Annotated in this window: 16 protein-coding genes; 1 reads left to right on the forward strand and 15 read right to left on the reverse strand. The window is 60.5% G+C overall.

Translation table 11 applies throughout. The features are described 5' to 3' along the window. Window positions 1-46: 46 nt before the first annotated feature. Window positions 47-679, reverse strand: coding sequence for a tyrosine-type recombinase/integrase (locus ACI6S0_RS15815; RefSeq protein ID WP_010338379.1), 633 nt, complete (start codon window positions 677-679; stop codon window positions 47-49). A gap of 189 nt (window positions 680-868) precedes the next feature. Between ACI6S0_RS15815 and ACI6S0_RS15820 the strand changes: the two genes are divergently transcribed. Next, window positions 869-1,672: an alpha-hydroxy acid oxidase gene (locus ACI6S0_RS15820; protein ID WP_137405280.1), complete on the forward strand. Its 804-nt coding sequence runs from the start codon at window positions 869-871 to the stop codon at window positions 1,670-1,672. Window positions 1,673-1,727: 55 nt separating this feature from the next. On the opposite strand, the gene ACI6S0_RS15825 is transcribed toward ACI6S0_RS15820, so the two are convergent. The 14 genes from ACI6S0_RS15825 to ACI6S0_RS15890 form a co-directional block, all read right to left on the reverse strand. Then, a complete protein-coding gene (locus tag ACI6S0_RS15825) occupies window positions 1,728-2,321 on the reverse strand; it encodes a type IV toxin-antitoxin system AbiEi family antitoxin domain-containing protein (RefSeq protein ID WP_037509343.1) in 594 nt (197 codons plus the stop codon). A 2-nt stretch (window positions 2,322-2,323) separates the two neighbouring features. Continuing rightward, a complete protein-coding gene (locus tag ACI6S0_RS15830; RefSeq protein ID WP_037509342.1) occupies window positions 2,324-4,510 on the reverse strand; it encodes a TonB-dependent receptor in 2,187 nt (728 codons plus the stop codon). A 128-nt stretch (window positions 4,511-4,638) separates the two neighbouring features. After that, the gene (locus tag ACI6S0_RS15835; RefSeq protein WP_010338374.1) at window positions 4,639-5,967 is read right to left on the reverse strand and encodes a sensor histidine kinase; all 1,329 of its coding nucleotides are present in this window, start codon (window positions 5,965-5,967) and stop codon (window positions 4,639-4,641) included. Beyond that, window positions 5,967-6,641 carry a response regulator transcription factor gene (locus ACI6S0_RS15840; RefSeq protein ID WP_010338372.1) on the reverse strand — a complete coding sequence of 225 codons (675 nt, stop codon included), beginning with the start codon at window positions 6,639-6,641 and terminating at the stop codon, window positions 5,967-5,969. Before ACI6S0_RS15840 ends, ACI6S0_RS15835 begins: the two co-directional genes overlap by 1 nt. Before the next feature lie 8 nt (window positions 6,642-6,649). Continuing rightward, window positions 6,650-8,056, reverse strand: coding sequence for an efflux transporter outer membrane subunit (locus ACI6S0_RS15845; RefSeq protein WP_029547837.1), 1,407 nt, complete (start codon window positions 8,054-8,056; stop codon window positions 6,650-6,652). Further along, window positions 8,053-11,172 (reverse strand): efflux RND transporter permease subunit, encoded by a 3,120-nt coding sequence (locus ACI6S0_RS15850; RefSeq protein ID WP_010338370.1) that lies wholly within the window; start codon window positions 11,170-11,172, stop codon window positions 8,053-8,055. Before ACI6S0_RS15850 ends, ACI6S0_RS15845 begins: the two co-directional genes overlap by 4 nt. Continuing rightward, on the reverse strand, window positions 11,172-12,164 hold the full coding sequence (locus ACI6S0_RS15855) for an efflux RND transporter periplasmic adaptor subunit (protein ID WP_010338369.1): 993 nt from the start codon (window positions 12,162-12,164) through the stop codon (window positions 11,172-11,174). Before ACI6S0_RS15855 ends, ACI6S0_RS15850 begins: the two co-directional genes overlap by 1 nt. Window positions 12,165-12,273: 109 nt before the next feature. Continuing rightward, a complete protein-coding gene (locus tag ACI6S0_RS15860; RefSeq protein WP_010338368.1) occupies window positions 12,274-12,813 on the reverse strand; it encodes a phosphatase PAP2 family protein in 540 nt (179 codons plus the stop codon). Window positions 12,814-13,201: 388 nt separating this feature from the next. Beyond that, on the reverse strand, window positions 13,202-14,374 hold the full coding sequence (locus ACI6S0_RS15865) for a glycosyltransferase (RefSeq protein WP_037509339.1): 1,173 nt from the start codon (window positions 14,372-14,374) through the stop codon (window positions 13,202-13,204). Between the two features lie 3 nt (window positions 14,375-14,377). Continuing rightward, the gene (locus ACI6S0_RS15870; RefSeq protein WP_037509337.1) at window positions 14,378-14,881 is read right to left on the reverse strand and encodes a DUF2141 domain-containing protein; all 504 of its coding nucleotides are present in this window, start codon (window positions 14,879-14,881) and stop codon (window positions 14,378-14,380) included. Continuing rightward, a complete protein-coding gene (locus ACI6S0_RS15875) occupies window positions 14,878-15,834 on the reverse strand; it encodes a hypothetical protein (RefSeq protein WP_230588555.1) in 957 nt (318 codons plus the stop codon). Before ACI6S0_RS15875 ends, ACI6S0_RS15870 begins: the two co-directional genes overlap by 4 nt. A 41-nt stretch (window positions 15,835-15,875) precedes the next feature. After that, on the reverse strand, window positions 15,876-17,039 hold the full coding sequence (locus ACI6S0_RS15880) for a glycosyltransferase (RefSeq protein ID WP_051887075.1): 1,164 nt from the start codon (window positions 17,037-17,039) through the stop codon (window positions 15,876-15,878). A 7-nt stretch (window positions 17,040-17,046) separates the two neighbouring features. Beyond that, window positions 17,047-17,790: a DUF2334 domain-containing protein gene (locus ACI6S0_RS15885; protein ID WP_037509333.1), complete on the reverse strand. Its 744-nt coding sequence runs from the start codon at window positions 17,788-17,790 to the stop codon at window positions 17,047-17,049. Next, the gene (locus ACI6S0_RS15890; protein WP_037509331.1) at window positions 17,787-18,560 is read right to left on the reverse strand and encodes a hypothetical protein; all 774 of its coding nucleotides are present in this window, start codon (window positions 18,558-18,560) and stop codon (window positions 17,787-17,789) included. The genes ACI6S0_RS15885 and ACI6S0_RS15890 overlap by 4 nt, the downstream gene beginning before the upstream one ends. Window positions 18,561-18,583 lie beyond the last annotated feature (23 nt).

Raw genomic sequence — 18,583 nt, forward strand, 5'->3', positions numbered from 1 at the left:
CCCAGCGCCCGTGCCCGGCACGCCCTGGGCACGGGCGCCAGCAGATTCAGATCTCCGTGTTTTCTGCAAGGGCAAGCGCGTCCTCTACGTCGATCCCTAGATAGCGCACCGTGTTCTCAATCTTGCTATGGCCGAGCAGTATCTGAACGGCGCGAAGGTTGCCCGTCGCCCTGTAGATGATCGATGCCTTCGTTCGGCGAAGTGAGTGCGTGCCATACTCGCTCCGCATCAAGCCGACACCTGTCACCCATTCGTCGACAAGCCGAGCATACTGCCGTGTGCTCAGGTGCCCATTGTGATCAACCCGGCTTGGGAAAACATAATCGTCCACTGTTCCGCCCCGGCGTTCGAGCCATGCCAGCAAGCTCGCTCGAGCATCTGGCAGCAGCTCAAATTGAACGGGCCGACCTGTTTTCTGCTGCATGACGATTGCCCGCGTTCGGACCTGCCCGCCGCTTACAAGGTCGCCGATCTTGATCTGCACGAGGTCGCAGCCCCGAAGCTTGCTGTCGATCGCCAGATCGAACAGCGCCCGATCTCGTAGGCGGCGGCGCTGATTGAGGTAGAAACGGATTTCCCAAATCTGCTTCGGTTTCAGCGCCCGCTTGGCGCCCACGGTCCTTCCTGCATTCCAAACCGGGCGCTTGGTGGCGATGAGTTCTGTTTCAGGCATCTCCATGATCGTTCTCCTTTGGCCACATTGGCCTTCTGCAGAACGCTTGCCGACGAGGATGCGCAGGACTTGCTATAGGGCTCGTGCCGACCAACTCAAGACATTTGGCGTCATTGATGTGACCGACAGCTTTTGCCAGGATCCGCCATGCCATGGCTGCTGCCAATATAAAGTCGCCGCCCACCATGCGGAGCTTTGCCATCTGAGCGACATACCCAGAACGGGAGCACTCTTTCCAGCATTCCTCTCGAGGACATTGCCTGGGCTGCGCATGCCGCGCGCCAGGCCATGGAGCGTGACCAGACGCCGCGGCTCTGGTTCCAGCTCTATTTCCAGGCTGATCGAGGGCATTCGCTTGAACTGGTGCGACGCGCCGAGGCTGCTGGCTATTGCGTCCTCATGGTAACGATCGATGCGGCCATGAAGCGATCCGAATTCGCACTGCCGGAAGGGGTCGAGGCCGCCAATCTCCGTGGAATGCCCCGCAGCGTCCAGAACAGCGCGGCTGCGGGCGGGCAGATCATCTTTGGAACGGCGCTGGCCGACGCCGCACCAACCTGGGACGATATCGCGTGGCTGCGCAAGCAGACCAGTTTGCCGATCATATTGAAAGGCATCCTTTCTCCTGCTGACGCTCGCATGGCACTTGATCATGGCGTTGATGCCATTGTCGTGTCGAACCATGGCGGACGCGTCACCGACGGTCTCATCACGCCCATGAAAGCGCTTCCATCGATCGCGCGTACGATCGATGGAAAATGCCCGATCCTTCTCGACAGCGGTGTGCGTACCGGCACGGATGTCCTCAAGGCGATTAGCCTTGGTGCCAGCGCGGTCATGATTGGTAGGCCGCAACTTCATGCCCTCGCGGTGGCAGGCATGGCCGGCGTTGCCCATATGCTTCACATGATACGGGCAGAGTTCGAACTCGCCATGGCGCAAGTCGGCGTGAAATCGCTGGACGAACTTGGTCCTGCTTATGTCACCTCTTCAGACTGATGTGTGAGGCCGGACGAATGTCCGGCCGCATGTTCCTCTAGGCGCGACATATGCACTATCCTCGGCGCTTCGAGGCCGGCGAGGCATAAACGCCGTAGCCCACCCTCTCGATCAAGCCACGCTTGGTCATCTTGCTGACGACCGAGCGAGACACGCCCATTCGGCCGAGATCGGCGATTGTTGCCGTGTCACGATCGCGCAAAACCGCAAAGACAACTGCCTGTTTGGGGGCGCCATATGTGCGATTTATGAGCCGGATCGAACGATCCTGTCGCTTCTTTGCCCGTTGTTCAGGAAGACCTGGGCACCGGGCGACATTACGAAAATCAAGTTTGCCGCCACGCCGGGTCAGGCCTGCTGCGCACGCGTCCAGCAATGCGTGCAGGTGCGCCGGCAGCCCGATGTCCATCGGCGGTATCTGGCGCTGGAATGCTGCTATGCCCCCAAGAAGCCGGATCTCATCCTGGTTCACAAATGGGCTGGACAATGTCGCTATCACGAAGCCTCGCTCGGTGGCGTGTTCACCCAGTGCTGCGAATGCCCGGATAGCGGCCTCTCCGACTTTGGCACTGCTGCCACCACGCAGAAGGCAAATTGCCAGCCGCTCCTCCCTTGTGAAGCGCTTCAAAGGAAGGAAGCGGCTGGACATGGTCAGAACTTCGCGCTGAGGCCGACCTTCACCGCAGTCGGTGAACCTGGCGTGATGTTGTTGTTGCTATGGGCATAGAGATAGTAACGCTTGCCAAGGATATTCTCGACATTCACCTGCAGGCTCAGCTCTGGCGCGATGTCGAAATAGACGGCGCCATCGAGCCGCGTATAGCCGGGCATCGCGACGAAATTGTCGGTCGAGGCGTAGCGCTTGCCCTGGTAGATCACGCCCAGCGCAGCGCCGAGCTGTTCGATCGGATCGAAGCGGGTCCAGAGCGAGGCGCTGTGCTTGGGCATGTTGGGCAGGATGTTCCCTGCCTGGACAGTGCCCGAGACATTGTCGAGGAAGGTGCCGTCGGAATAGGTGTAGGCGCCGACCATGCTGAGCTGCTTGGTAATGCTGCCCGCAGCACTGAGTTCGATGCCCTTGGTGCGCTGCCGTCCGATCGGCACCGTCGGCGAGGCCGCATTATTGGGATCGCTCAGCGCCAGAACATTGTCGCGATCCAGTTGATAGATGGCGGCGGCAAGGTTGAACGTGGGGAGAATGTCCCACTTCGCACCGATTTCGTAGTTCTGGAACTTCTCCGGCGCCAGGCTGGCGTTGGAAAGCGAAAGGCCGGTCAACTGGTCGCCACCACGCGGCTGGTAGGTACGCGAGTAGCTTGCATAGATGGAGGCATTCTCGGCCGGCTTGAAGATGAGGCCGGCGCGCGGAGACCAGAGATTGTCGGTCACGTCATAATATTCGGGAGATATGGTGCTGCCGCTCGTCCGGAAGGCGAGGCTGCGCCGATCGTGCAGCGTGGTCTTGAAATGCTCGTAGCGCACGCCCACGACGATATCGAACATGGGCGAGATGGCGATCTGGTCCTGGACATAGCCGGCCGCGACCTCCGCCACGCCGTTGCTGTTCGTGCTGCTCGAAATCATGGTCCAGCTGGTGGGCAAACGAACATTAGACGCCGAGATCGGCACGGTCACCGAGCTTGCATTGCCTGCAAAACGCCCTTCTTCCCGAATATTGTCGGATTTTTGGTGACCATATTCAGCGCCCACGAGCAGGGTATGCTCAATGGAGCCGGTATTGAAGATCGCATTGAAATCGGTCTGGTTGATGAAATTCTTGCGTTGCGTGGTGGCACGATAGGCCGAGATGCTCACGCTCGTTTCAGCTGCGTTGACCGCGCCGGGGAAGACGTTGGAATAATATTTGTCATAGTCGGCATAGCGGGTGCGGTTGCGGATCGAGACCGTGTCGCTGAACTTATGTTCGATGAACAGCGAACCGGCGTCGGTATTCGTACCGGTAGGGCTCTGGGTCGGATCGCCGAAGAACTGACCGCGCGGCGTGCGAAGCGGGCCAACGATATTGGTCGCCGAAGCGCCGAACCGAGCGGGAACGCCACGATCGGCGACGCGCTCATCCTCGAAATGCTCATATCCAAGCGAAATGGTCGTATCGGGACCAATTTTGAATGAGCCGGTCGGGTTGAAGCCCCAGCGGTTATAGTTGACGCCATCGCGATAGCTGTCGCTGTCCTGATAGACACCGGTCAGTCGGACAGCTGCAAAATCGCTGATCGGCGTGCCCAGATCAAACTGGGCGCGCTTATGCTCGAAGCTTCCGCCTTCCAGTCGGAAGGCACGATGAAGATTCCAGTCCGCAACCTTGGTAACGCGATTGACCACGCCGCCTACGCCGCCCCGGCCGAAGATCATCGCGTTCGGTCCTTTGAAGATTTCCAGCTTCTCGATGTTATAGAGGTCGCGATAGGTCTGGATATCGTCGCGCATGCCATCGACGAAGAAGTCGCCGGTGGTCGAATTGCCGCGGATCACCAGCGTTTCGCGATTACCCTCGCCCTGGGCCGAGAAAACGCCCGGGACATAGCGTATGGCGTCACCGATGCTGTTGGCTGCCTGATCCTCGATCTGCTTGACCGACACCACATTGACCGACTGGGGTACATCGATCAGCGGCGTATCCGTGCGCGTCGCGCTGATGCTGCGGCTGACCTTGTAGGAGCTTTCGGCTTCCCGATCATCGATCGCGGTGTCCGTGACCGTTACGGACCCGAGAACCTGCTCCTGGGCTATTGCGAGTGAGGGGGAGACCAGCGAAAGGAGGATGCCGGGCGCAGTCGACGCAAGCAGCGCCGATCGGAAAATCGCTGAATATTGCAAGGTTAGATCCCCTTCATTTAATGCGAATAGTTATCATTCGCGAGGGGGGTTAGCGCTTCGGTCGGGACGTGCAACTGGCCCAGGGATAAGGTTGGGATGTTGTATATGCCCCCCAATGTTCCGGTAACTTATCGCGCGAGACGAACCTCTACAGCAAAACCGGGCTTGTCCAGAACGGTCGCACAGCCCCCATGGATTTGCGCGACAGCAGAGACAAGGGCCAGGCCCAGACCATGTCCGTCGGTGGTGCGGCTGGCTTCGGTCCGCGTAAAACGGCTGAACAGTCGATCACGCTCGGTTGCCGGAACACCGGGACCATCATCGCAGACTTCAAGAATAACGAAAGCCTCGCTGGCAGTCAGATTGAGCGCGACCGTCGTGCCAGCCGGCGTATGCCGCAGCGCATTATCCAGCAGGTTGGTGATGAGTTGGGACAGCAATCGGGCATCGCCCCGGATGCGAAGCCCCATATGGATGGTCGAATGCAGCGCATGACCTGAAAGCTCGAAATCGGGCGCATAGGTTTCGACCACATCCTCGACCAGATCTCCAAGCGCCAGTTCCTGAAAATCTCGCTTGAGCGTGCCCGCCTCGATTTCGGATATGCGAAGGATGGCCGAGAAGACCTCGAGCAGTTCATGGGATTCTGCTATTGCCGCCTCGATCGCGCGCGTGCGCTTGTCTCCGCTGAAGGCGAGTGCTTCATCCAGACGATTATTCAGGCGCGTCAGTGGCGTTCGAAGGTCATGCGCAACATCGCTCGACACCTGTCGAAGATTCTCGACCAGGGCAGCATTGCGGTCCAGCATATGATTGAGCGACTTGGCGACGCCGTCGAACTCGTTGTCAGATCCGTCCAGCGGCATGCGCTGGGTCAGGTCTCCTCCGATAATGGCCTGGGCCGCATCGTCGAATCGGCGCAATCGACTGCGCGTTACAGCGCCAACGGTCCAGGCGCCCCCGACAGCCAGAAGAAGCATGGCGGCAAATGAGGCCGAAAACAGCTTCAGGATCGTGATGTCCATCTCGTCAATCACCGTGCGATCTGCTGCCACCAGAAGGCGGCTGCCGTCGGGCAGATCGGTGATGAGTGCCTGGGCTATGGCGCCATCCTTCCCGTAGTGCAGTAATTCGAAATATCCTGCCTTTGCCGGAATTTGCGCATCCAGTGCGCCGGCCAGCCGTCGTCCTTGGGGATCGACCAGAATATATCCGAGGCTTGCCGTGCTGTGCCCGGCATCGCGCTGATGAATGAGTTCGGCCAGTGCCGGGGTTCCGCCAGCACCCGCCCGCTCCAGCAAGGCGCTCGTCTCGGTGGCGGTTCGATGGTCCAGTTGCACCTCCATCGCCTCATGGGTCAGCGCATAGGCCAAGAGCCCGATCACAAGCGTCGCCAGAACGAAGGCCAGGCTAACCAGTGCCGTAAGGCCAAAGGTCGTTTTCCATGGGCGGGGCATTAATTGCTCCTGATCATGTAACCCGCGCCGCGAACCGTCTCGATCGCATCGACATCGAAGCCCGCATTCAGCTTCGAGCGAAGCCGACTGAGATGGGTCTCCACGATATTGGTCTTGGGCTCGAAGTCGAAGTCCCATACGCGTTCGAGCAGCATCGTTCGGGTAACCACGCGATGAGAATTGCGCATGAGTTCGGCGAGCAGCGAGAATTCCCGCGGTTGCAAAATGACCTTCTTTCCTCCGCGATGCACTGTGCGCCTGTGAAAGTCGATATCGATGTCGCCAACGGTCAGCCGGGACTGTTCGACTTGCGGTGCCTGCCGTCGACCAAGGGCATTCAAGCGGGCGAGGAGCTCGGAAAAGGCGAAGGGCTTGACCAGATAGTCGTCGGCGCCTGCCTCGAGCCCCTCTACCCGATCCGCTATTCGACCAATTGCGGTCAACATGAGAACGGGCGTGAGGTCGCCGGTCGCGCGCAGCATCTTGAGCAGGGATAGACCGTCCAGTCCTGGCAGCATGCGATCAACGATGATCGCGTCATAATTGCTGTCCGTTGCCTGGAACAGTCCCTCTCGTCCTTCCTCCACAAGGGTCACGGCATGCCCCACTTCCTTGAGGCCTCGGCTGAGGAATTCGCGTGTTTCCCCATCGTCTTCGATAATCAGGATATGCATGCGTTCTTCTACTCCATCACCCTGACCGGATCGAGCGGCTCAGGTGCTCGCTGCCATCCACCGCCCAGCGCACGGAACAGGGAGATATAGGATTGTGCCAGCAGATGATCCGACTGTCCCTTTTGAAGAGCAGCCGTTGCAAGGGTTCGTTCGGCATCGATCACCAGCAATGGCGACGCGTCGCCAATCCTGGCCCGGGCACTGGTTCGACGGGCGTAAAGCCCTGCTGCCTCTCTTGCCCGATCAAGCGCCTGGTTCCGGATGGCTTCGCTTTGTAGGCCTGCAAGTCCGGTTTCGACTTCCCTGAGGGCGCGCAGAACGGCGTTGTCGAACGAAGCCAGCGCAGCGCGTTCGGCTGCCTGCGCCTGCGCGATCTTGGCGCGCGCCGGCGCCTGGTTGGGGAAGGACCAGGAAATTAGCGGTGAGGCACTGGCAGAAAAAGCGCCGGACAGAAGTCCCAATGCGCCGCCCAGCGTGATCCTGGGATAGAGTTCGGCCCGCGCGATGGTGATCTTGGCTGTTGCCGAAGCAAGCTTGCGCTCTGCTTCGCGAATATCGGGCCGACGTGCCAGCAGTGCAGCACCGTCGCCTATTGGCACTTCGCTGCTCGCTCTGGGCAGCAGCGTGCAATCAACCTTGGCCATCTGGGGGGTGGTAGGCGGCAAGCCCTGAAGCGTTGCGAGCCGGAATCTTGCGCTGGCGGCAGCGGCATCGAAAGCCGGGATCGTAGCTCTCGATGCTTCAAGCAGGCTGGCGGCTTGCGCGACCTCAAGGGGAGACACTTCCCCTGCCGACAATTGTTCGCGAACGGCCTTGAGATTGCGTTCCTGCGCATCGACAATCTTGTAGGCCACCGCCCCATTCTGACGCGCCGCACATAGATCGATGTAAGCGAGCACGGTATCTGCCGCCACGGCCACGCGCACACCATCCAGCGCGGCCGCTTGCGCCTGCGCGTCAGCGCGGGCGGCCAGCGCTCCCGCACGCAGCCGACCGAACAGATCGATATCCCAGCTTATGGTTGCTGCGGCATCATAATCACTGCTCGACACATTGGCTGCGCTTGGCTGCCCTGCAGGATTGTCGATCGCTGCGCTGCTTTCGAGGATCGGTTGCGGAAGTCGCGCTGCGTCCGCCTGCCGGGTCGCAGCGCGCGCTGCTTCGAGATTGGCAAAGGCTGCGCGAAGATCGGCATTAGCTGCGAGGCTCGCTTCAACAAGCGCATCGAGTTGGCTGTCATTGAAAAGCTGCCACCAGTTTTCCGGCAAGGGTCGGTCGATCACATGTTCGCCACGCGAAAAGGGAGGCGGAGCCTGGGTAAGGCCCGATGCGGGTGGCGCGCCTTGCTGGGAGACACAGCCGCTTGCCAGGAGTCCAGCAGTCATCAGGCACGCGTGAAGGATGGCCGTTTTCATATTGCTGCTCCCTTCATGCGAGCATCTTGGGGCGAGGGCTCGGCCGGCCCAGCCGCATCCTCGCCGTACCGAGCGTAGAGGGCAGGCATCAGGAAAAGATTGAGGAGCGTGGATGATACAAGTCCACCAAGAATGACGATCGCCATGGGATGTTCGATTTCATGGCCCGGCGCGTTCCCCGCCACGATCAGCGGCACAAGCGCAAGGCCCGCGCAGGCTGCAGTCATGAGGATGGGAACCAGCCGCTCTTCTGCTCCGCGCAGAACAAGCGATGGACCAAAAGCCTCTCCCTCATGAACACGCAAATGGTGATAATGCGACAGGAGCATGATGCCGTTGCGTGCCGCGATGCCGATGACGGTGACGAAGCCGACGAGTGATCCCAGCGACAAGAGGCTGCCGGTGAACGCCACCGCCACAACGCCACCGACCAGCGCGAAAGGAAGGCTGACCGCAACCAGCGCAGTGATCCGGTGAGAGCGGAACTCCATCCACACCAGCACCAATATCCCGACAAGACAGAATAGGCCGGTCGTCCAAAGTCGCTGGCGCGACTCCTTGAGTGCTGCATATTCGCCAAGGACCTTGGCATGATAGCCTTGAGCAAAGCGGGTCCTGGCCACGATGGACTCAACCGCCTGGGCGACTGTGCCCAGGTCCGCACCACTGACGTTGAGCGTCACATCGAGGCGTCGTTGACCATCCTCGCGCTTGATTTCATTGGGAGCAGGCACCACTGCCACGTCCGCCACATCGCGCAGGCGTACCGCACCGCCGTTGGGCGTCTGGATCATCAGATCAGCGAGGGCATGCATGTCGCCTCTGGTCGCTGCCTCTCCCCAGAGCGCCACGTCAAAGGCTTTCTGATCGCGGTAAATCTCGCCAAGCTTCTGTCCGGCAACGAGGGATTGTGCCTGGCGGCGCACCTCGCCCGGCGTCAGGCCGAAGGTTGCCAGATCGCCGCTGCGGGGACGGATGCGGATCTGCGGGACCAGAACCTGCTGCTCGACCTTGAGGTCCGCTACGCCTTCCACTCCGGCTACCTGTTGCTTGATCCGGTCCGCAGCAGCACGAAGCTCATTCTGATCGGGGCCAAAGATCCGCACCACAACCGTCGCGCTTGCACCGGACAGAACTTCCTTGATCCGTTCGCGCAGATAGGTGAGCACATCCCGGAAGAGCCCAGGATAGCCTTCTATCACCTCCTTGATCCTGGCCACGCTGCCGTCATAGTCCGCCTTCTCGTCGAGACTTATCCACAACTCGGTGAAGTTCGGGCCGACCACCTCGTCGGCCGCTTCCGCCCGCCCGATATGTGCGCCGAAATTACGGACGCCCGGGATCGCACGAAGCTCCTTGGAAACCCGGATGGTGATCCGATCCATGGCTTCGATGGAGGCTCCGGGTTTTTCGAGCCAGTGCATGAGGAAATCGGTTTCGCGGAATTCCGGCAGGAACTGATCCTTGAAAGTCGCATAGCCAACACCCGCCAGAAGCAGGCCCGCTCCGATCACGATCATAACCGCACGCGGTGCGGCAATGATACGAGGCAGCATTGCTCCATAACGCCCCTTGAGCGCTCGTACGAAACGCGTGTCACCTTCATGTTTGACCGGAGCATTGGGTAGCAGAAACAGGCAAAGGGCAGGGGTTACGACGAGCGCAACCAGCAGCGATGCTGCGATCGCCAGGACATAGGCAATGGCGAGCGGCTGGAAGAATGTGCCCGCGACCCCGCCCAGGAAGAAGATGGGGAGAAAGACCAACATCACGATCAGCGACGCGAAAACCACCGCAGAGCGCACCTCTAGCGACGCTGCCAGTACGACTTCGAATGGCGTCCTGGGATTATCGGCCTCGCGGTTGAGGCGGAGCCGCCGGGCAATATTCTCGACGTCGATGATGGCATCGTCGACGACCTCTCCAAGCGCGATCACCAGACCGGCAATAACCATGGTATTGATGGTCGCCCCGCTCCAGAGCAGGACGAGCCCGGCACCGAGCAACGACAGGGGAATGGCGACCAGACTGATAATCGCCTGCCGCCAGTCCCGGGTAAAAAGAAACAGAACGACCGCCACGAGGAAGCAACCAATCGCGAGTGCGCGGGTGAGATTGTCGATCGAGCGTTCGATGAAGGTCGCAGGTCGGAAGATGCTGCTGTCGACCTTGACGTCCTGCAAACCGGGCTTGAGCTCCTCCAGGGCAGCTTCGACCGAGCGCGTGAGTTCGAGAGTGTTGCCTGTCGGCTGCTTCTCTACGATGAGCATGATGCCTGGCCCATCATCAATGATCGCGTTCCCGATCGGCGCGGCATAGCTCTCGGTCACCCGGGCAACATCGCCTACGCGGATCGGTGCATCGCCGGTCAATTTGACGACAGTCCGAGCAAGGTCGTCGGCTGTTTGAACGGCGCTTGGCTGCTGCACCGCGAGGCGCTGATTGGCGTTGTCGACAAAGCCGCCGCCTCCCACCAGGACGGCATCACCGGTTGCCAGGCGCAGTTCGTTGAGAGTGACCCCAGCCGCACGTAGCTTGTCAGGGTCGACGAGAACCTGAAGCTGACGATCGCGCATGCCCCACATGGCGACATTGGCGACGCCAGGCACGGACATCAGCCTGGGTCGAATAGTCCAGCGAACCAGTTCGGACAGTTCCATCTGATCGAGCTTTTTCGAGGAAATGCCGATCTTCATGGCGCGGCTGGTCGACGAAAGCGGGGCCAGCATGATCGGAGGGCGTGCGGCAGCAGGCAGTCGAGCCTGTGCCTGGGTAACCCGCTCCTGCACCATCTGCCTTGCACGGAAGACATCCGCGCCGCGCTCCAGGAGAATGACCACGGACGAAAGACCCAGGACCGACTTGGACCTCAGCGTGGCTATACCAGGCACGCCATTCACCTGGGTTTCGATCGGAACGGTAATGAGGCTTTCGACTTCCTCCGTCGAGAGCCCTGGCGCTTCGGTCTGAATCTCCACGATCGGCGGCGCAAATTCTGGAAAGACATCCAGCGGCACATCGGTCGATGCCCGCAGTCCGAGCACGACCAGGATAGCGGCAAGAACAAGAACGATGACGCGCTGCTGAAGTGCGCTGCGGACGAGCCAGGCGAGCATCAGTGCGCCACTCCGAATTCGGTGCCGAACAGTTCCATGGCGCCGACCGAAACTACCTGTGCTTCAGGCGCCAGGCCGCGGATGACGACAGCGCCATCCTGCCCGCTCGACAGGGCTTCGATGCGCTGCCGGATGAAATTGCCCGGCGCCGTCTGGAGATAGACCCATTCTCCGCCGTAAATGTCCCGCACGATCGCACTGGCTGGGACGGAAAGCCCTTCCTGGGTCTTGCCGAGGGGAAGTCGAATGCCGACGCGCTGTCCCACGCGCCAGAATTGGTCGCTATTATCGAGCGCATAATAGAGGTCGACCGTACCAGCTACTGCATTGGCCGACGGCGGGGCTTGAACCGGTGTCCCTTTGCGTCCTCCCTGCGTTGTTCCCAGGGGCGCGACGATGATGGATGCATTGCGGTTGATGGCAGCAACATCTGTGCCGGCGACGGAAACGCGGACCCAGAGACGTGACTGGTTGCCCAACGACGCAACCGCGGGCCCGAGCAAGCGTCGTTGCTCGATCGCAACCTGGGCCTGGGCCTGGGCTGTTGCGAGCGCTGCCGCAGCCTCGTCCCGCGCCCTGACGCTTCCAGCTTCTTCTGCAACGAGCCTGCTGGCGCGTTCCAGCGCAATGCGCGCGAGCCGAACCTGCGCGCGCGTCCGCTCGACCTCGCCGTCGGCGCTCGCCTGGCTGGCACCAATTTGTGCCAGATTGCTGAGAGCACCGGTGGGTACGCCACCAGTCCCATTGGGAACGACGATTTCGCCGCTCGTTTCTCGCGCCAGCGCAGCCGTTCCCGCACCAACCCTGGTCGTCTCGATGCCGAGCCTTTTTACAGCTTCGGGCTTCAGCGTCAGCCTGACCAGTTCGGTCTCATGCGCGACAACCTCACCATGGGATGGAGGCGAAGAAGACTGCTTGCCCTGCTGACTGCAGGCGCCGAGCATTACGAGCGCGCTCAATGGCAGAAATAGGAGAGAGGTCGTTCGGATCATGCTGCTCACCGATAAATGGATCGGTTCGAGCCCTATCGAACTTGTCTGGCGTCCAAATCTCGCCAACTATACCATTTGTCCATCTTTGCTGGAAAAGTGGCTACAGCCCTCAAAATCGCAAAGCCATTGCAATCCCGCCCCCCTGCCCATCGCTCCAGGGAAGCATTCGAATATTGTTGTTGCGCCTGGTCGTGAGAAGCAGGCCTGATGCTTCGCCCAGAAGGGCCCCGGCAGCGACATCATACCAGTGATGTTTGGTACCCTGGACACGAGAGATTCCGACGATGGTCGCAACCAGATGGGCTGGAAGCCCGACTTTCCAGCCGTAGCGGTTCTGGAGCGTTGCAGCTGCCGCAAAGGAAGTGGCGGTATGGGTGGACGGAAAGCTCCGCCGGTCGCTGCCATCCGGGCGGGTTTCGGGAAAGATATCCTTCAGTCCAAGAGACACCAGCGTCGCGGCACCGACACTTCCACTTGCCTGAAGCGCGCCCTGCCAATCCTCCTGAACGAGGGGCGTGCCGAGCGCGGCAATCACCAGCGCGTCTCGACCGATATTACTGGTATCGCGCCACGTCCGGTCGGACGCCTGAGCAAATCGCGGCGTGAGCAGGACACAGCAAAATACTGCAATTACGATGAAAAGCCGCATGAAGATCCCCTGCCAGGCTGGATGCCCGTGCCGGCAGGACGGCGTCATCCAAGGGGTGCCTCAGTCGAGAAATGCCTGTGCAGCGAAAATTATGGGAAATGCTGTTGCGCTCGTTGAAACTAATGGTCCGATAACGATCTGGAGGGCGCCATCCCCCTCTCCTGCCCTACGCTATCAACGATCGTTTCTGAGCGCCCACCATATGATCCTGACCATGAGGGGCCAGCACCGACAGGTGCATTGGCGCTGGAAGGCGGGTTCGAGGGAAGATAGGACGGGATGCTTCTTTTCGGGTTCCACATCGAACCTCACAAGATTTCTGCGGCGGAGGCGGCCGCGCTGTGCGGGCGGTTGGCCGGGTAAGGGCGCCATTTTCGATGCGGAGGTTTCAGGCTGCATGGCGCACAGCAGTTCGCAGCGAGGAATAGGCCTCGAACAGCCAAGAAAAATGCTCGTCCATCGTGGTGACTGAAGCTGCCGCGGTTGCGGCTCGACTACGCCAAATGTCCGGATCGGTAGCTGCGAAATTTTCTATCGCTTCAACCAGACTTGCCGTGTCACCTGCACGGAAACGGAGACCGATTCCTGAACGCGCATGATCGGCAGCGCCTCCTTCATCGGGCACGATCACGGGGACGCCGCTGGCGCGCGCTTCGGCGGCGGTCATGCAGAAGGTCTCTGCCTCGCACCCGTGGACGAGGGCATCGGCGCTTGCCAGCAGGCTCGCGAGTCGCCGCCGGTCGGTCGTCGGCGCCAGCAGATGGATATGCGGGTTGTGCGCGGCTGCACGGCGCACCCGCGCGCTGTCCCGACCATCACCCAGGAGCACCAGGCCGACGGGCCGACGGTAACCGGCGAGCGTCGCAGCCTGTATGACCATTGGCCATCGCTTCTCGGGTGCATGCCGGCCGACCCCCATCAGCAGCAGGCCATTTTCATCCAGGCCGCATCGCGCGAGAAGATGCCGCCTCAAAGCTGCGTCGCGATGCGACGGGGTAAAAATATGGGGCTCTACCCCCATGGGGACGGTACAGACCGAACCGACGCCCCCGGCGCGCAGGCGCGCGGAAAGACTGTCATTTGCGCTCACGACCATGTCGAAAGCCTGTCCGAGCCGTCGCAAATGTCGCCAGTACCAGTCAAAGCCCCGGTCGATGGCTGCCCGCGGCGCAACATTGCCGAACCAGCGATAGGCGTAAGCCGACAGAGGATCTGCATGCATTACCAGTGCGCGCGGGACATCGCCGCGCCAGCGTGCAACCATGGAGGCACTCGACCATGGCGACGATGCTTCGACCAGGTCGGGGGCAAGCGCGTCCAGCATGCGATGCAGCGCTGCCTCATCATCGAAATAATGATAGCGCCGATCCAGCGGAAAACGCTTGGCTGGAATGGTCACGACGCTCCCGCCGCGCGCAGGCCGCCGCGCCAGTTTCTCGCCCGGCGCAAGGATGATTATGTCATGCCCCGCCGCTGCGCCGGCATGCAGTTTCCGCTCTACATAGGTCTTAACCCCGCCGCCCTGCGGCGCATAAAAAGCGCAAACGTCGACAATTCGCATGGGCTAGCGCTCCAAAGGTCCGAAGGAAAACAGGCCGCGCCGGTAATTGAGCCTGATGGGAATATGGGCCGGAGCGGCGCCTACGCGCGCCGATGCCTTTGCCGCTGACGGTTTCGACAATCCGAGTTTGGGATTGCCCGCAAAACCTACGCCGTCGATCGAGAGCGAGAATTTCCGGTTGGCATCGCGATCATGCATCAAGCTGATCGCGTAGACGCCGGGGCCTGGTGCCCGGATGCACAGCGTCACTGACCCCTGGGAGGGGACGGTTTCCTCGACCCGCCGAAACACCTTACCTTCCGAAATCAGGATATTGTCGTCGGCGAGAAAATCGGCGTCATTTGCTGGGTAGAGCTCAAGCTTGAGGCGTCCCCTGCGGTCCTTCAGTCCCTCGACCGACACGAGAAAGGCTGACCCGCTTTCATTTGGCCGACAGAGCCCCTCAGCCTTGCCCAGATCTGGCGATGAAGGGATCGGCGCAGCGGACATCATGGCAAACAGGATCATGTCCGATCCTTGATCAGGCCGTTCATTCCCAGAAGCAGACCGACAACAAGATGCGCGGCAAGAATCAGCGTGGCCATCAAAGCCATCGCCGAAACAATGTCGCTGTCCCGTCCGATCAAGAAAGCGGCCACACCCGCAAAGACGACGTCCTTGTTGGGAAGCAGGGGCAGCCTGGAAAGCAACTGTCTGATCGTTCCAAGGATGATCCACATGCTCAGGTCCACCGAGGGGAGCAGCAGGTGCCACATCATGGCGGCCAGCAATGTCGTGGCCAGGATACGCAGCACGTGAATGGCGGAAATCAGCCACAGTTCGTGCCGAGGCAGCGCGAACAGCCGATTGCGCAAAAGCATGGCAAGCATGGACGTCAGCAGGACGAAGAAGATGGATCCCGATATCTCCCATCTGCCAATCCCCGCGACGCCGCTGCCCAGAAGCGGGAAGGCGAAGATCATCATGATCAGCGTCACGACGTTGCCGGCGAGCGCAGACAGGATGGTGACGTCCTTGAGCGCCGCAAAGGGTGCGGACCTGATGTCGGCGCTACGCCTGGCCCATGCGTAAAAGTAGACCTCGCCAAGATAGCCCAGCAGAATCTCGTTGCTCACCAGCTTGCGAAGAAGCGCGCCGAAGCCCGCCGCTGGAATATGCCAGAGTCGCCGAAAAATGACCCATTCCGAGATCGGGCCGGCAAGATAATAGGCGGCGAACGCGGTCCAGAATATGGGTGTTGTCGGCAGAAGCTGCAGGAGGTGGGCCGTGTCCAGGCCCCTGAACTGCTGCAGGACCGCCAGCAGGATCAGCAGCGAGATGATCGGCCCCGCCCATATCGTCCAGTTGCGCCCTGTCCGTATCAGCGGCTCTGGCGAGATCATGGTGCCAATGGCTGGCACCGTGGGCTGGAAAACGAGATTTGAGGAAAGGACTGAACCACCTGAATTCGGGTCCGTCATGATCGTCTCTTGATAGTTGCGTCACCCATGGGACGGCGCACTCAGGACCGAACCTCAGCTTGCGGATGGCAATTATTTTCGGAGATAGAGTTGTATGTAACATGTTTAAAACAGGTGATATAATCGCCACATGCCTGTTCGATCGTGAAACGTTTCGCCTGGGAATAGCTGGCATCCTCGCATTGATCCATGCGGCGGGCTGCAGCGATCGCAGCAGCCAGATCATAGAGATTGCCGACAGGGACGAGCGTCGCCAGACGTCCATGTTGCGTGAGTTCGGACATGGCGGAACTGCAATCGGTCGCGATGATCGGAAGTCCGGCGCCGAGCGCTTCGATGATCACCGCTGGTACGCCCTCATAATTGGACGATAGCAAGAAAATATCGAATCCGGTGAGGTGCCTCGCCGGATCGGGCACATGGCCCTTGAAACGAACCCGATCTTCTATGCCTAGTTGCAGGGCCAGCGCAGCCAGGCGTTCGCGCTCCGGCCCGTCTCCATATATCGTCAGGCAATCGCGCGTTGTTGCAGCGACGGCGAAGGCGCGAAGCATGAGCCCGAAATTCTTCTGCGGGACAAGCCTTCCGACCGCCACGAATTGAAGGCCCTCATTTTCCTGCCGTCGACGGCCAGTGGCACCGGCTCGTAAAGTCTCGAGTTGGCGCTGGTCGATCGCAGGGTCGGCTATGATGGAGATGCATCTCGATGGGATGTGGATGGCGGAGGATATCTCCCTTTCCATTGCATGTTCCATACCCACGAAATGATCGATGAACCGGGCATGGAGGCGCACCCATAGCCGATACAGCGTGCGGATCGGCATGGGCATATCCCTGCGCTCGAGATCATTGCTGATCTTGGCGACAATAGGGGGACAACGCCTGCCAAGCAGCAATTTCATCGCCAGCGCAACGACCGTGTAGCTGTTGCCGGCACAAAATAGCAGATCAGGCTGGAGCCGCCGAATGACGGCCGGCAGGGTAATCATCATCCACAGCGTCTCGAACCGCCTGGTGGAAAAGGGGGGCTGGCGTGGCTGATGGAATTCGAGCGCGCGGGCGAGTTCGTTCCGCATCGGGCCATCGGACCGACCCATGAAGAGAGGGGCTTCAATACCGGCGCCCCGCCAGGCGCGGACAAGACGCAGCGCGATACGTTCCACGCCGCCGGCTTCGAAGCTGTGAAGAAATGTCAGCACGCGCATATTCGGTTCAATCGTCCAGCAAATGCCCATAGCGGCTCGGCCGGCGGGTCAGGACCGCCCGCTGCAGAACATCATTGATGCTGAGCATGATAGCCGGCTGGGTCGTGTCACCGGGATGGACGGCGACCCTGAAATTCTCCGACCGGTGCAATAGCGGCGGTAGGAGATATGCGACCGCCAGGGATGATGCCATGCGGAGTTTGCTCCGGCTGGCCCATGTCATGACCGGTCCACGCGCCAGAGTTTGCCCAGTCATGGGTGACCAAATCTTCATATGATCTTCCGCAATTGGGAAACCGAGTTCCTCAAGCGCTGTCAGGGCGGGTTCTCCATACAGCCAGGCCGGCGCAACAAAGCCGGCAATCGGTTGACCGGTAATCTCCTCGATCAGGGCCCGCCCGTCTGCAAGCCGCTGACGGGCCGTGGCGAGATCCAGTCCGAGAAATTCTCCCTCGCCAGCTGTCATGTGCTGAGCCTTGAACCGGGCGCCAAGGCCGCCGTGGCTGGCTCCGTCACGGTGAAACCAGCCATGCAGGAAAATCTCCGCGCCGCTTTCCGCCCATCGGCGAACCCGGCCAGCAAAGGGTGAGCGCGCCGAAATAGGATGATCGCCCCAATGGTTGGGGACCACCAGCATCGCGGTCCGGTCAAGCCGCACATAGGGGGCGACATGATCGACGAGGCGATCCACCTGGCCCTCAAAAGCTGGTCCGACGTCGTGGATCGAGAATAGAAGTCGCTTCTCTTTCATAGATGATAGCGAAAGCTGGCCAGGGCGCGCGCATCGTTGACAATGGCTGATCCCTCCAGGCCGGTGAGATCCATTGCGGGGCGACGCATGTCACTGACGCAAAGGCGCCAATCGATCGATCCGGAGACCCCCGGTGCCGGACTGGCAAGGGCAAGCTCAGGGCCAGAACCGGTCAATGGGGCGCCCCCCAGCGTCTCCGCCAGGCGAGTAAGGGCATCATGCCGTGACGGGCGAGAGATGGACCGATAGTCCAAGGAAAGGCGAGAGCCCCGCGCATCGTCGATGGCAAGCCCGATACTGGCAATATTGGTCGACAACCGGCGGGGGTTGATCTCCACGACATGGAGGCGTCGCCCCATATGCGCGTAATCCCCGTTCAGCGACAGGTTCAGCATATCCATCAATGGTATGGCCGCATTGAAGGATATGCTTCTCAAGGACCAGCGATCCTGATCAGCGCTTCCATCCTGATGAACAAAGGATGCGGCACGGTTGGCGGACAGACGCAGGCTGGAAGGACCAAGCAGCAGATTGAGCGAACGGGATCTGACCCGTGCCAGATCGAAATGATCGGTGGGCGTCGCGACGGCAAGCGCGTAGGTCTTGGGGGCGTGCGCAACCGGTATCCCGTGCAAGAGCCTGGCATTGCTCGCTACCAGTAGGGGAGCATAGCGTGGATCTTCATTGGCGGCTCGAGCCGGCATGGCTTCAAAAGCTCCGAATAAGACCAGCGTCACGATCCCGAACGCATGATGCGCAGATATAATCATCAGCTCACATCTCCCCGTTGCGT

Source organism: Sphingobium sp. DN12 (assembly GCF_051058005.1).
GTDB lineage: Bacteria > Pseudomonadota > Alphaproteobacteria > Sphingomonadales > Sphingomonadaceae > Sphingobium > Sphingobium yanoikuyae.

Coding starts and splice junctions, on each gene's coding strand:
- ACI6S0_RS15840 (WP_010338372.1), bottom strand. CDS start 6,641: ATGCATATCCTGATTATCGAAGACGATGGGGAAACACGCGAATTCCTC.
- ACI6S0_RS15870 (WP_037509337.1), bottom strand. CDS start 14,881: ATGATCCTGTTTGCCATGATGTCCGCTGCGCCGATCCCTTCATCGCCA.
- ACI6S0_RS15815 (WP_010338379.1), bottom strand. CDS start 679: ATGGAGATGCCTGAAACAGAACTCATCGCCACCAAGCGCCCGGTTTGG.
- ACI6S0_RS15875 (WP_230588555.1), bottom strand. CDS start 15,834: ATGACGGACCCGAATTCAGGTGGTTCAGTCCTTTCCTCAAATCTCGTT.
- ACI6S0_RS15855 (WP_010338369.1), bottom strand. CDS start 12,164: ATGATCCGAACGACCTCTCTCCTATTTCTGCCATTGAGCGCGCTCGTA.
- ACI6S0_RS15885 (WP_037509333.1), bottom strand. CDS start 17,790: ATGAAAGAGAAGCGACTTCTATTCTCGATCCACGACGTCGGACCAGCT.
- ACI6S0_RS15835 (WP_010338374.1), bottom strand. CDS start 5,967: ATGCCCCGCCCATGGAAAACGACCTTTGGCCTTACGGCACTGGTTAGC.
- ACI6S0_RS15880 (WP_051887075.1), bottom strand. CDS start 17,039: ATGCGCGTGCTGACATTTCTTCACAGCTTCGAAGCCGGCGGCGTGGAA.
- ACI6S0_RS15845 (WP_029547837.1), bottom strand. CDS start 8,056: ATGAAAACGGCCATCCTTCACGCGTGCCTGATGACTGCTGGACTCCTG.
- ACI6S0_RS15860 (WP_010338368.1), bottom strand. CDS start 12,813: ATGCGGCTTTTCATCGTAATTGCAGTATTTTGCTGTGTCCTGCTCACG.
- ACI6S0_RS15825 (WP_037509343.1), bottom strand. CDS start 2,321: ATGTCCAGCCGCTTCCTTCCTTTGAAGCGCTTCACAAGGGAGGAGCGG.
- ACI6S0_RS15890 (WP_037509331.1), bottom strand. CDS start 18,560: ATGATTATATCTGCGCATCATGCGTTCGGGATCGTGACGCTGGTCTTA.
- ACI6S0_RS15865 (WP_037509339.1), bottom strand. CDS start 14,374: ATGCGAATTGTCGACGTTTGCGCTTTTTATGCGCCGCAGGGCGGCGGG.
- ACI6S0_RS15850 (WP_010338370.1), bottom strand. CDS start 11,172: ATGCTCGCCTGGCTCGTCCGCAGCGCACTTCAGCAGCGCGTCATCGTT.